The sequence below is a fragment of the Streptomyces sp. MST-110588 genome (genome assembly GCF_022695595.1).
Taxonomy (GTDB): Bacteria; Actinomycetota; Actinomycetes; order Streptomycetales; family Streptomycetaceae; genus Streptomyces.
The window spans coordinates 2,256,160-2,270,316 of sequence record NZ_CP074380.1 but is presented as its reverse complement, the minus strand read 5'-3'; the positions used below and the strand labels follow the sequence as shown (position 1 = coordinate 2,270,316).

General features: G+C 71.6%; 12 protein-coding genes and 1 riboswitch. Of the genes, 7 read left to right on the top strand and 5 right to left on the bottom strand.

Annotated elements, in window-relative coordinates:
• The first annotated feature begins 207 nt into the window (after nt 1–207).
• From KGS77_RS09885 to KGS77_RS09870, 4 genes are all read left to right on the top strand, one after another.
• Nucleotides 208–699 (top strand): DUF5709 domain-containing protein, encoded by a 492-nt coding sequence (locus KGS77_RS09885; RefSeq protein WP_242587389.1) that lies wholly within the window; start codon nt 208–210, stop codon nt 697–699.
• Between the two features lie 15 nt (nt 700–714).
• On the top strand, nt 715–1,728 hold the full coding sequence (locus KGS77_RS09880; RefSeq protein ID WP_242580330.1) for a DNA topoisomerase IB: 1,014 nt from the start codon (nt 715–717) through the stop codon (nt 1,726–1,728).
• Between the two features lie 202 nt (nt 1,729–1,930).
• Nucleotides 1,931–2,284 (top strand): hypothetical protein, encoded by a 354-nt coding sequence (locus KGS77_RS09875; RefSeq protein WP_242580329.1) that lies wholly within the window; start codon nt 1,931–1,933, stop codon nt 2,282–2,284.
• Between the two features lie 212 nt (nt 2,285–2,496).
• Entirely contained in the window at nt 2,497–3,834 is a 1,338-nt protein-coding gene (locus KGS77_RS09870) for a hypothetical protein (RefSeq protein WP_242580328.1), read from the top strand.
• A 226-nt stretch (nt 3,835–4,060) separates the two neighbouring features.
• Here KGS77_RS09870 and KGS77_RS09865 read toward each other — a convergent pair whose 3' ends face one another.
• Nucleotides 4,061–4,882, bottom strand: coding sequence for an SDR family oxidoreductase (locus KGS77_RS09865; RefSeq protein ID WP_242580327.1), 822 nt, complete (start codon nt 4,880–4,882; stop codon nt 4,061–4,063).
• Between the two features lie 631 nt (nt 4,883–5,513).
• Here KGS77_RS09865 and KGS77_RS09860 point away from each other — a divergent pair.
• Nucleotides 5,514–6,893: an MFS transporter gene (locus KGS77_RS09860; protein WP_242587388.1), complete on the top strand. Its 1,380-nt coding sequence runs from the start codon at nt 5,514–5,516 to the stop codon at nt 6,891–6,893.
• 363 nt (nt 6,894–7,256) lie between these two features.
• Nucleotides 7,257–7,772 (top strand): hypothetical protein, encoded by a 516-nt coding sequence (locus tag KGS77_RS09855; protein ID WP_242580326.1) that lies wholly within the window; start codon nt 7,257–7,259, stop codon nt 7,770–7,772.
• A 200-nt stretch (nt 7,773–7,972) separates the two neighbouring features.
• On the opposite strand, the gene KGS77_RS09850 is transcribed toward KGS77_RS09855, so the two are convergent.
• From KGS77_RS09850 to gcvT, 4 genes are all read right to left on the bottom strand, one after another.
• Nucleotides 7,973–9,355, bottom strand: coding sequence for an L-serine ammonia-lyase (locus KGS77_RS09850; protein WP_242580325.1), 1,383 nt, complete (start codon nt 9,353–9,355; stop codon nt 7,973–7,975).
• A gap of 483 nt (nt 9,356–9,838) precedes the next feature.
• On the bottom strand, nt 9,839–11,098 hold the full coding sequence (gene glyA, locus KGS77_RS09845) for a serine hydroxymethyltransferase (protein ID WP_242580324.1): 1,260 nt from the start codon (nt 11,096–11,098) through the stop codon (nt 9,839–9,841).
• Between the two features lie 82 nt (nt 11,099–11,180).
• Nucleotides 11,181–11,558: a glycine cleavage system protein GcvH gene (gene gcvH / locus KGS77_RS09840; protein ID WP_242580323.1), complete on the bottom strand. Its 378-nt coding sequence runs from the start codon at nt 11,556–11,558 to the stop codon at nt 11,181–11,183.
• Nucleotides 11,559–11,625: 67 nt separating this feature from the next.
• On the bottom strand, nt 11,626–12,753 hold the full coding sequence (gene gcvT / locus KGS77_RS09835) for a glycine cleavage system aminomethyltransferase GcvT (RefSeq protein ID WP_242580322.1): 1,128 nt from the start codon (nt 12,751–12,753) through the stop codon (nt 11,626–11,628).
• Nucleotides 12,754–12,893: 140 nt separating this feature from the next.
• Nucleotides 12,894–12,989: riboswitch (glycine riboswitch) on the bottom strand.
• Nucleotides 12,990–13,474: 485 nt separating this feature from the next.
• Here gcvT and KGS77_RS09830 point away from each other — a divergent pair.
• Nucleotides 13,475–14,119: an AAA family ATPase gene (locus tag KGS77_RS09830; RefSeq protein ID WP_242580321.1), complete on the top strand. Its 645-nt coding sequence runs from the start codon at nt 13,475–13,477 to the stop codon at nt 14,117–14,119.
• Nucleotides 14,120–14,157 lie beyond the last annotated feature (38 nt).

The following is a 14,157-nucleotide window of genomic DNA, read 5'->3' as shown; positions in this document are numbered from 1 at the left end:
ATACGGGGTATACGCGGTATACGCGCTCCGAGTACCCCGCCCCTGAGTACGCCGCTTGTATGGACAAGAATCTCGCCATTTCCTCCGCTTACTTCCGTTTTGCGGGGCGGTGCCGGGAAGCCGTACGGGAAGCCGACAACGAGGAGGTGCATCATGGCGGACGCAGCCGACGCAGCCGGCCCGGACACCGGGGAGACCGGGGGCACCTTGGACAACGAGGCCATGGGTGACGAGGTCTACCAGCCGACCGGCTCCGACACCCGCGGCACCCACGACAATCCGGACGACATCGACATGGAGAACGCGCTCGACGAGCCGGACCTGGACGCCACGCTGGACCAGGGCTACTCGCCGCCCGAGAAGCCCTTCGTGGTCGACGACCGCCAGGGCACCACGGCACGCGAACAGCGCGAGGGCGAGAGTCTGGACCAGCGCCTGGCCGAAGAGGTCCCGGACGTCGGCGTCCCGCCCGGCGACGGCATCGGCGACCAGCCCGGCGCGAACGGCGAACCGGTGGACCCGGAGGCCGGCGGGGCACGGGCCGGCCGGATCGTCGGGACGGACGAGGGCACCCCGCGGGGCAACGGCGGCGTCGTGGCCAGGGACGTGGGCATCGACGGCGGAGCCGCCGGCGCGGAGGAGGCGGCGGTCCACATCGTCGACGACGAAGACCTCGACACCGGTAGCCCTCGTGAATGAGGCCGGTGGACGACCGTGGGACGGCTGCGGTGGAGCCACCCCGACCGGCCCGGACACCGGCGGCTGCGGCACGGCCGCGGCTTCCGCTACCTGGACGCCGACGGCCGCCCGCTGACCGGCGCCCAGCGGCAGCGCGCGATCGACCTGGTGATCCCGCCGGCCTGGGAGGACGTATGGATCTGCCCCTGGGACAACGGCCACATCCAGGCCGTCGGCACCGACGCCGCCGGACGCCGGCAGTACCTCTACCACCAGGACTTCCGGGCCGAGCAGGAGCGGGCCAAACACGAACACGTCCTCAGGGCGGCGGCCTGCCTGCCGGAGGTACGGGTCCGCACGGCCGGCCTGCTGGAGCAGCGCGGGCTGACTCGCGACCGGGTACTGGCCTGCGGGGTACGCCTGCTGGACCTGGGCTTCTTCCGTGTCGGCGGCGAGAGCTACGCCCGCGACAACGGTACGTACGGTCTCGCGACCATGCTGCGCGACCACGCCCGGTGCCGGGGCGGCGAGATCGGCTTCACCTATGAGGGCAAGGGCGGCAAGGAGCAGTGCCGGGCCCTGGTCGACCCGGCGGCGTACGCGGTCGTACGGGCACTGCTGCGCCGCCGGGACGACGGGCCGCGGCTGTTCGCCTACTGGGAGCGCGGCGCCTGGCACGAGGTACGCAGCGCCGACCTGAACGAGACACTGCGGGAACTGGCGGGCCTGGACATCACCGCCAAGGACTTCCGCACCTGGCACGCGACCGTACTGGCCGCCGTGGGACTGGCGGTCTCCGCCCCGGCCGCCGAGGCACCCACCGCACGCAAACGCGCGGTCTCCCGCGTCGTACGGGAGGTGAGCGGCTACCTCGGCAACACGCCGGCGGTCTGCCGGGCCTCGTACATCAATCCCCGGCTCTTCGAACTCTTCGAGGCCGGAAGGACCATCGCGCCCGACCTCGAACACCTCGGTGAGGGGGGCCGCTTCGGCCTCCCGGCCACCCAGGGCCCGGTCGAGGAGGCCGTCAGGCGACTGCTGACCTCTTAGTGACGCCGTAACGCTACGTGATGTCGTGACGCTACGTGATGCCGTCACGTACGCGATGCCGCCGTCATGTACGTGATGTCCTACCGCGAAAAGCGCGGGCGAGCGGGCGACCCCTGCGACGGCGTACGAGGAAAACGAGAACAGCGTGTCCATCCCCTCGACGTGTCGTTAACCCAGCGTCACCGCCGAAGGGAGCCGTCCGATGAGTGTCCTGACACGCGGCGCAGCCACCACCGTGGCCGCCGTCGGCTGCGTCATCACCGCCCTCACCCCTCTCACGGCGGCTCCCGCCACAGCCGCTCCCACCACAGCCGCTCCCGCGCCGGCCGGAGGTGCCGACGACGCCGTGGTCACGCGGCTCCTGAAGGGCAAGCCGCCCTGCATGGGCCTTCCCGCAAGGGTCGACGCACAGTCGGTCCTCGCCCTGATCGATGTCGGCATCCAGGACATCGGCCTCCTGGACGAGCCCGAAGCCGAGCGCTGCCCGACCGGCGCCCCGCTCAAGGCGGCCGAGCAGTCCTTCAGCCGCCTCCTCTTCCGGATCACGGGCCTGTAGGGGAACGCCTCCGCTCAGGGCCGCGGGCTCAGGGCCGCGGCGTCCCGGGCGGCGGCAGGACCGGCCGTTCGACGGGCCGCGGCAGGCAGAGCGGGCCGTCGTCGGTGGACAGGCCGGTCCGTATTAATGCGGACAGGCCGGTCCGTATGAATATCGCGCGTGCGGACAACCGTAGAAAGGTTTTCTCCCTCTTGCTGGTGGAAGGGGGTGCCGTGAACGGTAGACGGATGCTGGTGGCGGTGACGGCCGGGGCCGCGCTGTACGGCGGTGTGGTGGCCGTGCCCGCGGCGGCCGACGGCGGTCGGCGGCACGTGAGCGTATGGGTCGACGACATGGGCCAGCGGCCGGGCGGGCTGCTGCAGGTCACCGCGGACGGTCTGGGACGCCTGCGCGCTCGACAGAAGGTCATCGCCTCTTCACCGGCCTTCGCCAGGCCCGTCCGGCTCACGGAGTACTCCACGGGCGTTCCAGGGGACCACAGCTTGCTGGCCAAGGCCGCCATCGCGATGTCCGCGCGCCCGGGCCGTTATCCGGTGCGCATCACGTTGGACGGCCGGACGGTGGCCAGGAGCACCGTCCAGGTGGTGCCCGCCAAGCGGCCGGAGTTCTCCGTCTCCCAGACACCCGGCTGGCCCGAGCGCCCCGGCGAACAGCTCGGGGTGTCCTATGACGACCTCTACCCCGGTGAGACCGGTCACGCCTTCACCGTGCGTTCCGCGGCGTTCGACAAACCGGTCGCGCTCACCCATGACGCCGACGGGCCGGACTGGAACAACCCACGTTTGTTCGACGCCCTTCCGATGGTCTCCCGGCGGGCGAAGGACGGCGTTTATACGGTCACGCTGCACGGTCCCTCCGGACGCGTGCTCGCACGGAAGCGGATCACGGTGCGCGCGGCGCGGCCCGGTGACCACGACTACCGCGGGAATGCGCGCGGCCCGTTCTTCTTCGGTCTCTCCGGCAGCGCCGAGGAGGCGAAGAATCGTTACCGCACCCAGCCCGGCGGAACGTTCAACGTGCTGTGGAAGGACACGTTCCCCGACGGGGGCGAGGAGACGACGCTGACCGCCACCTCCCCCGCCTTCCAGCGCCCGGTGCGGCTGGAGCGCGATGACAGCAAGGCGGCCGACGGAGACGATCCGCGCTACTACGCCCCCGCGCGTATCCGCCCCGATCTGGCTCCCGGCTCTTACCCGGTCACCGTGGTCAGCCACCACGGACGCGTGAAAAGGACCAGCCAGATCGTCGTCACGGGCACGGGCACGGGCGCAACCACCGGCTCAGGAACCGGCAGAAGCACCGGCACCGAGAGCACCTCTGGAACCAAAAGCACCACTGGGACCGGGACCAAGAGCCCCACCGAACCCAATAGCACCACCGGCAACAAGAGCACCGCTAGTACCGCCAGCACCACCGGCGCGAAGAGAACTGCTGCCGCCCCGGACGAGAACGACCCCGGACACCCGGCCGTGCTCGCCGGAGCGGGAGCAGGAGTGGCGGCAGCGGCCGGCGCGGGTTTCGTGCTGTGGCGGCGCCGCATGGCACGCTGAGGGCCCGCCCGGCCCGTACAAGCTCCTCCGCGCCTTGTCGGGGTGGAGGCGGCCTTTCCCTGGAGCTGACCGCTTCCGCCGGGAAGCAGCGGTCGGCTGCGTCCCCGAGCAGGTGACCTGCGGCCGGGAGCCTGCTCACCGTGCCCGGCGCCGCGTTCGACGGGGAGTCCTGGCGGACCTGCCGCCGCCGGAGGACCGGCCCGCATGCCCTACGCGTACCCGTACGTCACGGCCGTCGCCAGGCGTCGCTCTCCAGATGTGAACCGGCCTGCGGCCCCATTCGCAGCATGCCGCCGTCCACGCTCCATGAGGCTCCCGTGACATAGCTCGCGTCCGGTCCGCTCAGGAAGGCGATCACGGCGGCCACCTCACGGGCGTCACCCGGTCGGCCGAGCGGTACGCCGGGCCGTCGCACCTGGTGCACGTCCACATCGGTCTGCCCGGTCATGGGGGTGGCGATCTCGCCCGGCGCCACCGCGTTGACGTTGATCCCGTGCTCGGCCAGCTCCAGCGCCATGACCTGGGTGAGCAGGCCGAGACCGCCCTTCGCCGCACAGTAGGGCGCCGACCCCACGCGCGGCTGGTGCTCGTGGACGCTGGTGACATTGACGATCCGGCCGCCCCGGCCCTGCTCGATCATGCGCCGGGCGGCCCGCTGGGAACACAGGAACGGGCCGATCAGGTCCGTGTCGACCACCTCGCGTACGGTGTCCAGGTCCAGGTCGAGGAACAGGGTGGCGGTGCCGGTCCCGGCGTTGTTGACCAGGACGTCGATGCCGCCGAGCTCCTCGGCGAGCCGGTCGATCACCCCGGCGGCGTCCGGGAGCCGGGTGAGGTCCATCTTCGCCGACACGGCCCGGCGGCCTGTGGCGCGTACCTCGGCGGCGGTGCGCTCGGCGCCCTCCTCGTCGCTGTGCCAGGTGATGCCGATGTCCATACCTTCACCGGCCAGCCGTACGGCGGTGGCCCGGCCGATGCCCGAGTCCGCGCCGGTGATCACGGCGACCCGCGGGGAGGCGGACGGTGTGCCGGGCTGCTGCTCGTTCATGAGTCTCCTCGGCGAGTGGGACGAACGGAACGCGTGGAACACGCGGAGCGCGTGGGAACACATAGGGACAGAGCGGAATCGCCTTCCCATGGTGCGAGAGAGCGGCGCCCGCGGCGCACGCGGCACGCCGTTGTCAGCGCCTTCACACCGCTGCCGCACGCCCCCGCGCCGCCTGTGAGCAACCCCACCCACTGTGCCCGATCCCTTACGCCACAAGGGTTCCGGAGCCTCACAAAGGCGTCGGGGCGGGCCGCGGACGCCGACTGACCCCGAACATCTGTCATGGTGTATCAGCGTCGGCCCCCACGGCCCCTCGTACGGTCCCGTACGAGCCCGCCGCCGGGCCGGCCTCGACAGATCTCGGCGGAAGACACCGCGCACCGCGGCCGGTGTCCTTGTTTCGCGCCGACCCGCTTTCCGAGCCTGCCGGGCTCTTCACGAAGTGCTTCGCCGTGTCTTCTTCTGCCCCGATACCCGCCCCCGCCGCCGCGCCGGACTCCGCCGAGCTGCCTCCGCTCGCCCCGCCCGGCCGCGCCGCCCCTCCCTCGCCCGCCGCCTCGGCCTCGGCCCCGGCCGCCGTACGAAGGGCGGCGCGGACCACGCTCCGTGGCGCTCGCTGCGCTACCGCAGCATGCGCTGGTGGTCGGTGGCCAACCTGGTCTCCAACGCCGGTACGTGGATGCAGCTCACCGTGCAGAACCTGCTGGTCCTCCAGATCACCGGCTCCGCCGCGGCCACCGGCCTGTCGCTGTCCGTACAGGCGGGCCCCGGCCTGCTCATGGGCATGCTGGGCGGCGCGGCGGTCGACCGCTGGCCCCGTAAGCTCACCGCCGCGGTGAGTCAGGCGGTGCTGGGCCTGGTCGCCTTCACCACCGCCGCGCTGGTGGCCTTCGACCAGCTCAACGTGGGTGTCCTGATGGCGCTGGCCGCCGTCACCGGCATCATCGCCACCATCGACGGCCCGGCGTGCTCCCTGCTGGGCAACGACCTGGTCCCCACCAAGGACGTGCCCTCCGCCATCGCGGTCGGCTCGCTGGTGCACAGCGTCGGCCGGCTCGGCGGTACGGCGCTGGCCGCGGTGGTCGTCTCCTTCCTCGGTACGGCGGCGGCCTACCTCGCCAACGGCCTGTCCTTCCTGTTCGTCGCGGCCGTCATCCCCTTCCTGCGCCCGGTGGCCGCGAACCTGCGCGAGCCCTCCGGCACCCCGGCGAAGACCGCACCCGCCGAGGCCGGGACTGCTGCCGCCGAGGCCGGGACCGTGCCCGCCCAGGCCGGGCCCGCTGCCGCCGAGGCCGCGCCTGCCGGGGCCGCGCCTGCCGGGGCCGCGTCCGCCTCCCGGCGGGGCAGCCGCCGCGGCGGTACGGGCACCCGCGAGGGACTGGCCTTCTTCCTGGGCCGGCCGCGCCTGGTGGCCCTCGCCGTGATCACCGGTCTGAGCGCCGTCTTCGGCCGCAACTACACCCTGACCCTGGCCGTGCTGGTCACCACCACACTGCACGCCGGCGCCGGGGCCTTCGGTACGGTCTCCACCGTCCTGGCCGCCGGCGGCATCCTCGGCGCGGTGCTCGCCGCCCGGCTGCGCAGCCCCTCCGTACGGCTCGTCGGCGCGCTGGCGGCGGCCGGCGCCCTGCTCCAGGTGCTGGTGGGCTTCTCGCCGTCGCTGCTGATGGTGCTGGTACTCGTACTGCCCATGGCCACGCTGGAGTCCATCTCCGACACCGCGGGCACCACGGTCCTGCAGACCGACCCGCCCGCACACATGCGGGGCCGGGTGCTCGGTGTCTGGCGCAGCGCCAGCACCGCGTGGGGCCTGGCCGGTCCGCCGCTGCTCGGCCTCCTGATGGAGCTGGCCGGTGCCCGGGGCGCCCTGGTCATCGGCGGACTGATCGTCGCCGGAACGATCGGCTCGGGGGCGCTCCTCCGCAAGCGCCGCACCACCGCCGTGACCCCGCTCAAGCCGGTAGCCGACCCCGTACTGATCCCCCGCCCCGACCTGAGCACAGCAGCCTGACCCACCCGCCCACACAGGCCCACCCACCCCGGCCCCCAAGGCCCGCCCGCCCCAACCCGTACGTAGGCGATGCACACGAGATGGAGCGCTGCTTTCCATGGAGAGCACTGCTCACCGTATGGAGCGGCGTTCTCGTTAAGGAGCGTTGCTCGCTGTACGGAGCGGTGCTCTGTGCGTGGAGCAGTGCTCTCTGCGCGGAGCGGTGCTCACGTAACTGGGCGGTGCTCACCTAACTGATCGGTGCTCCCCGGACAGAGTGGTGCTCGCGGGGGCGAGGGGAGACGGTGACACGCGCCTATGTGGGTGACTGCGGGAGGGACATAGGGTGGGGCCCTCGACGATGTGGCAGGCAGGAGCGAGGTTGTGGAGGCCGCCGTTCAGTGGGTCCGGACGACCTGGACGAAGAAGTCCCGGGGTGGAGAGGCCGCGACCCGGAGGAATGCGGCTCCGGTCGGTTTCGCCCTTCCGTACGAGCGGGCGTCCTTTCCGTGTGAGCAGGCCCCCTCTCCGTACGAGCGGGCCCCCTTCGCGCACGTGGTCCGCATGCATGAGCGCGACGGCTTCGCGCCGTACGACAGCCGGGAAGAACTGAGCAAGGTCGCTGTGCAGCTCCGTGAAGCCGATGGCCGGCTGAGGGTGCTTCCCCAGGTGTGGTCCCGGTACGCTCTGCCGGCCCGGCGGCGACGGCCTCCGACTGTCCGGCTCGTCCCTGGTCAATGGGTTCGGTGGCAGCTCAACTACCGGTTCAGCAGCGCCATGGGGATCCGGGGCTGGACGTACTGGCTGGACACGTTCAACATCGCATACGGCCCGGTGGACGCCGATGCGTTCTTGTCCGCGCCCCCTGTCTTCATCGACGAGCGCGGGTACCTCCGGTAGTTCGAGCGGCTTTTGGACGTCACCGCGCCGGCGGACCATCGGTACGTCGGATCATCGGTACGTCGGGCCAGCAGTGCACCGGCATCGCAGAACATGCCTCGCAGGAGCGCTGTCCGGACACTTCCGGACAGCGCTCCTGCGAGGGCGACTGCCGGTCGTCGTACGAGCGCAGTCGCCCGGACCGTCTTCCGGGCGAGGGCTCAGCACTCGATGATGTTCACCGCGAGTCCGCCGCGCGCGGTCTCCTTGTACTTCACGCTCATGTCGGCGCCGGTCTCCTTCATGGTCTTGATGACCTTGTCCAGGGAGACGTGGTGGCGGCCGTCGCCGCGCAGTGCCATACGGGCCGCCGTGACGGCCTTCACCGAGGCCATGCCGTTGCGCTCGATGCACGGGATCTGTACGAGCCCGCCGACCGGGTCGCAGGTCAGGCCGAGGTTGTGCTCCATGCCGATCTCGGCGGCGTTCTCCACCTGCTCGGGGGAGCCGCCCAGCACCTCCGCCAGGCCGCCGGCCGCCATCGAGCAGGCCGAGCCGACCTCGCCCTGGCAGCCGACCTCGGCGCCGGAGATCGAGGCGTTCTCCTTGAAGAGCATGCCGATGGCGCCCGCGGCGAGCAGGAAGCGCACCACGCCGTCCTCGTCCGCGCCCGGCACGAAGTTCATGTAGTAGTGCAGAACGGCCGGAATGATGCCGGCCGCGCCGTTGGTGGGGGCGGTGACGACCCGGCCGCCGGCCGCGTTCTCCTCGTTCACGGCCATCGCGTACAGCGTGACCCACTCCATCGCGTGCGCCTCGGGACTGCCCTCGGCACGCAGCGCGCGGGCCCCGTTGGCGGCGCGCCGCCGTACCTTCAGGCCGCCCGGCAGGATGCCCTCACGGGACATGCCGCGGGTCACACACGCCTGCATGACGCGCCAGATCTCCAGCAGGCCCTCGCGGATCTCCTCCTCGTCGCGCCAGGCCTTCTCGTTCTCCAGCATCAGCGCCGATATGGAAAGACCGGTCTCCCGGGAGAGCCGCAGCAGCTCGTCGCCCGTACGGAAGGGGTACTTCAGCACCGTGTCGTCGAGCTTGATGCGGTCCTCGCCGACCGCGTCCTCGTCCACCACGAAGCCGCCGCCCACCGAGTAGTACGTCTTCTCCAGCAGGGGCGCGCCCGCGGCGTCGTACGCGAAGAGGGTCATGCCGTTGGCGTGGTAGGGCAGGGCGCGGCGGCGGTGCAGGATCAGCTCGGTCGACTCGTCGAAGGCGATCTCGTGGGCGTCACCGATCTCCGCGCCCAGCAGGCGCAGCCGGCCGGTGCGGCGGATGCGCTCGACCTCGTCGTCGGCGCTCTCCACGTCGACGGTGCGCGGGGAGTGGCCCTCCAGCCCGAGCAGGACGGCCTTGGGGGTGCCGTGGCCGTGGCCGGTGGCGCCCAGCGAGCCGAACAGTTCGGCCCGTACCGCGGTCGTCTGCGCGAGGACACCGTCCTTCTTGAGGCGGCCGACGAACATCCGGGCCGCACGCATCGGGCCGACCGTGTGGGAGCTGGAGGGGCCGATGCCGATGGAGAAGAGGTCGAAGACGGAGATGGCCACGGTGGCGGACTCCCTTGTCTGCTCGTGGTGGACGGTGGAGCAATGGGGCAGGAGGTACGTTTCTGCACCGACTGACGAGCCTAACGCGGTCCCGCGCACAGCCTTGCGGACCGCGGTCGGCGGACGGCGGTCCTCCGGGGAAACGATGGGTGGTGGCGCGCCTTTCCGGCCGCCGGCGGGCGTGGGTGACGCCCTGCGCCCGCGACCGGTACGGGACGGCCCGTACGGCGCGGCCGGCACTGCCGACGAGGGCGGTACGGCCGGTACGGGAGGGGCCCCGCGGCGGTGTGGACGCGTGACGGCAGCCGCCCGGACCGCGGCGACGGGCCGGTACGAGGGTGCGTACCGGCCCGTCGCGGGGCGATCGCGGCTGCCGGCCGGCCCGAGGCCGGCGTGACGCTGATCACAGCGCTGATCAGTGGTGATATAGCACTGCTACAGCGCTGATCACCGTGCCGACGAGCGCCTGCGGCGCTCGCGGGCTTACAGCGAGGGGTACAGCGGGTGCTTGGCGGCCAGCGCGCTCACGCGGGCCTTGAGGGACTCGGCGTCGTAGGACGGCTTGAGCGCCTCGGCGATGATGTCCGCGACCTCACGGAAGTCCTCCGCCTGGAAGCCACGGGTGGCCAGCGCCGGGGTGCCGATCCGCAGACCCGAGGTGACCATCGGGGGCCGCGGGTCGTTGGGGATGGCGTTGCGGTTGACCGTGATGCCGACCTCGTGGAGACGGTCCTCGGCCTGCTGGCCGTCCAGCTCGGAGTTGCGCAGGTCCACCAGGACCAGGTGCACGTCCGTGCCGCCGGAGAGCACCGAGACGCCGGCCTCGGTGACGTCGGCCTTGGTCAGCCGCTCGGCCAGGATGCGGGCGCCCTCAAGGGTGCGCTGCTGGCGCTCCTTGAACTCCTCGGACGCCGCGACCTTGAAGGACACCGCCTTCGCCGCGATGACGTGCTCCAGTGGGCCGCCCTGCTGGCCGGGGAAGACCGCCGAGTTGATCTTCTTGGCGAGTTCCTTGGTGGACAGGATCACACCACCGCGCGGACCGCCCAGCGTCTTGTGCGTGGTGGTGGTCACCACGTGCGCGTGCGGTACGGGCGAGGGGTGCAGCCCGGCGGCGACCAGGCCCGCGAAGTGCGCCATGTCGACCATCAGGTACGCGCCGACCTCGTCCGCGATCCGGCGGAAGGCGGCGAAGTCGAGCTGACGCGGGTAGGCGGACCAGCCGGCGACGATCAGCTTGGGCCGGTGCTCCTTGGCCAGGCGCTCGACCTCCTCCATGTCGACCAGGTTGGTCTGCTCGTCCACGTGGTAGGCGACCACGTTGTAGAGCTTGCCGGAGAAGTTGATCTTCATGCCGTGGGTCAGGTGCCCGCCGTGCGCGAGGTTCAGACCCAGGATGGTGTCGCCGGGGCTGAGCAGCGCGAACATCGCGGCGGCGTTGGCCTGCGCGCCCGAGTGCGGCTGGACGTTGGCGTGCTCGGCGCCGAAGAGCTCCTTGATGCGCTCGATGGCGATCTGCTCGACGACGTCGACGTGCTCGCAGCCGCCGTAGTAGCGGCGGCCCGGGTAGCCCTCGGCGTACTTGTTGGTGAGGACCGAGCCCTGCGCCTCCATGACGGCGACCGGGGCGAAGTTCTCCGACGCGATCATTTCGAGGGTGGACTGCTGACGGTGGAGCTCGGCGTCGACGGCGGCGGCGACATCGGGGTCGAGCTCATGGAGGGAGCTGTTGAGAAGCGACATGAGTCTTTCCTGGACGGAGAGTCGGGAAGGAGCGACCGGAAGGGCGCGGAGCTCCACCTGGGGCGGTGGGAGACGGGCGGGATCAGCCGGCGGTGAAGGCGGTGTACTCGTCGGCCGAAAGGAGGTCCTCCGGCTCGCCGGTCACCTTCACCTTGAACAGCCAGCCGCCCTCGAAGGGGGCGGTGTTCACCAGCGAGGGGTCGTTGACGACGTTCTCGTTTATCTCCGTGACCTCACCGTCGACCGGCGAGTAGAGATCGCTGACCGACTTGGTCGACTCCAGCTCACCGCAGGTCTCACCCGCCGTGACGGTGTCGCCGACCGCGGGCAACTGCACGAAGACGACATCGCCGAGCGCGTTGGAGGCGTGCTCGGTGATGCCGACCGTCGAGACGCCGTCCTCGGCGGCCGACAGCCACTCGTGCTCCTTGCTGTAACGGAGCTGCTGGGGGTTGTTCATGGTTCGATTCTCCTGGATGAGGATGCGTGCTCGTGCAAGGGGTCTTGAAAGGTGAGACGCGAGTGCGTCACTTCTGCCGCTTGTAGAAGGGGAGCGCGAGGACTTCGTACGGTTCGTGGGTCCCGCGGATGTCCACGGCCACCCCTTCCGTACCGGGCGCGGCGTACCGGGCGTCCACGTAGGCGATGGCGATCGGCTTGCCGAGCGTGGGGGAGGGGGCACCGGAGGTGACCTCGCCGATGACGGTGCCGTCGGCGGCGACCACGGAGAATCCGGCCCGCGGCACCCGGCGGCCCTGTGCGACCAGGCCGACGAGCTTGCGCGGCGGGGCGGTCTCGGCCTGCGCGGCTGCCTTCTCCAGGGCGGCCCGGCCCACGAAGTCGCCTCCGTTGGTGGTCTTGTCGAACTTCACGACCCGGCCCAGGCCCGCGTCGAAGGGCGTGGTGGCACGGGTCAGCTCGTGCCCGTACAGCGGCATGCCCGCCTCCAGGCGCAGGGTGTCCCGGCAGGACAGGCCGCACGGCACCAGGCCCGCTTCCCGGCCCGCCTCGGTCAGCGCCTCCCACAGCGCCACCGCGTCCGCCGGACGCACGAACAGCTCGAAGCCGTCCTCGCCGGTGTATCCGGTACGGGCGATCAGCGCCGCGGCGCCCGCGACGGTGCCGGGCAGGCCGGCGTAGTACTTCAGCCCGTCCAGGTCGGCGTCGGTCACGGACTTCAGGATCTGAGCGGAGCGCGGGCCCTGGACGGCCAGCAGGGCGTACGCGTCCCGGTCGTCCCGTACCTCCGCCTCGAAACCGGCCGCGCGCCCGGTCAGCGCGTCCAGCACGACCTGGGCGTTGGAGGCGTTGGCGACGACCATGTACTCGCGCTCGGCGAGGCGGTAGACGATCAGGTCGTCCAGGATGCCGCCCTGTTCGTCACAGATCATCGTGTAGCGGGCGCGGCCGACGGCGACCCCGCCGATGTTGCCGACCAGGGCGTAATCCAGCAGATCGGCGGCGCGCGGCCCGGTGACGGTGATCTCACCCATGTGGGAGAGGTCGAAGAGGCCGGCGCGGGTACGGACGGCGAGGTGCTCCTCGCGCTCGCTGCCGTAGCGCAGCGGCATGTCCCAGCCGGCGAAGTCGGTCATCGTCGCGCCGAGCGCGCGGTGGGTGGCGTCCAGCGCCGTACGGCGGGGGGCTTCGGTCATGGTTGCGGCTCCCGGGCAGGGGTGACAAGACGGTCTCCCCATCTGTCATCGGAACCTGAGAGGTTCACCGGCAGCCGTACCGGGCCGCGGTTTGCACCTTGGGTGGGGCCGCGCTGCCGCGGCCCGCTTTTCAGATCTGCCTCGCCCGCGCGGTATCGGGGCCTGAGAGATTCAAGGGAGGACTTGCTCCTTCGGCGCCCCGCCGTGGCGGCCGGGGACTCTCCCGCGCGGATTCAAGCGGCCGGTATGCAATTGGAGGCATGGATGTGCGGTACCCGCACATGGCGCGCACATCATTGCACGGGAACGCCGGATGCAGGAGCCCCGGTCCGGCCCCGGTCCGGCACCGGTCCGGGCCGTCGTTCGCCGCCGGCCGCCGGGCCGCACGGCCCCTGAAAGCCCCGGGACCCCATGGCGGCCCGCCACCTTGAACCTCATTGCCTTTTCTTGACAGTCTGCGGGCAGGGACGGACCTGCCGGACCGGGAGGGGCGATCACGGTGCCAAGGCACGCCGCATGGGCGGCACATACGGGGGCCGCGTCCTCTGAAGCCGTCGCCCGCCCGGATTCCCGCGGTACGGAAACCGGCAGTCCGGACTGCGTGGGGCAGGACTCCGCGGGGCCTGACTCCGGCAGTACGGATTCCGGCAGTACGGATTCCGGCAGTACGGATGCCGGCAGTACGGATTCCGGGATACCGGATCCCCGTACGCCGGTACGAGTGCCGCGGCCCGCCCGTTCCGGAGCGGATGCCCGGCCCGGACGGGGCATATCCGTACTGGACCTCAGAGCGCCGCGGCCGGCCCGCACCCCGTCCCGTATGCGCTTCGACGCCGGTGACCTGGTGGTCGTCTCCGGCCTGCCCGGCAGCGGCAAGAGCACGCTCATGCGCCGCGTCGTACCGTCCCTGGACCACCGCGGCAAAGAGGTGCGCCGCATCGACTCGCAGGACGTACGCGAACGCTGGGAGCTCGGCCGGCTGCGCCGCCTGCCGTACGTCCTCTACCGTCCACTGGTCCGCACCGCGCACTACCTCGGTCTGCGCCGGGCACTGCGGCAGGGGGGCAGCGTGGTCGTACACGACTGCGGCACCCTGGCCTGGGTACGCCGCTGGCTGGCCCGCCACGCCCGGCGCACCGGCCACGGCGCGCACCTGCTGCTCCTCGACGTACCCCCCGAAGTCGCCCTGGCCGGCCAGGAGTCCCGGGGCCGCGGCGTCTCGGGCTACGCCTTCGCCCGTCACCGCCGCGCCCTGCGCCGCCTGACCGCCGCCGCCCGCGCGGGCCGCCTCCCGCCCGGCTTCACCTCCGTCACCCTCCTGGACCGCGAGGCGGCCACCGCCCTGCGTACGTTCGTCTTCGACTGAGGGCCCGCGGACGCGCCCGGGCTGAAGGAAGCCGGCCG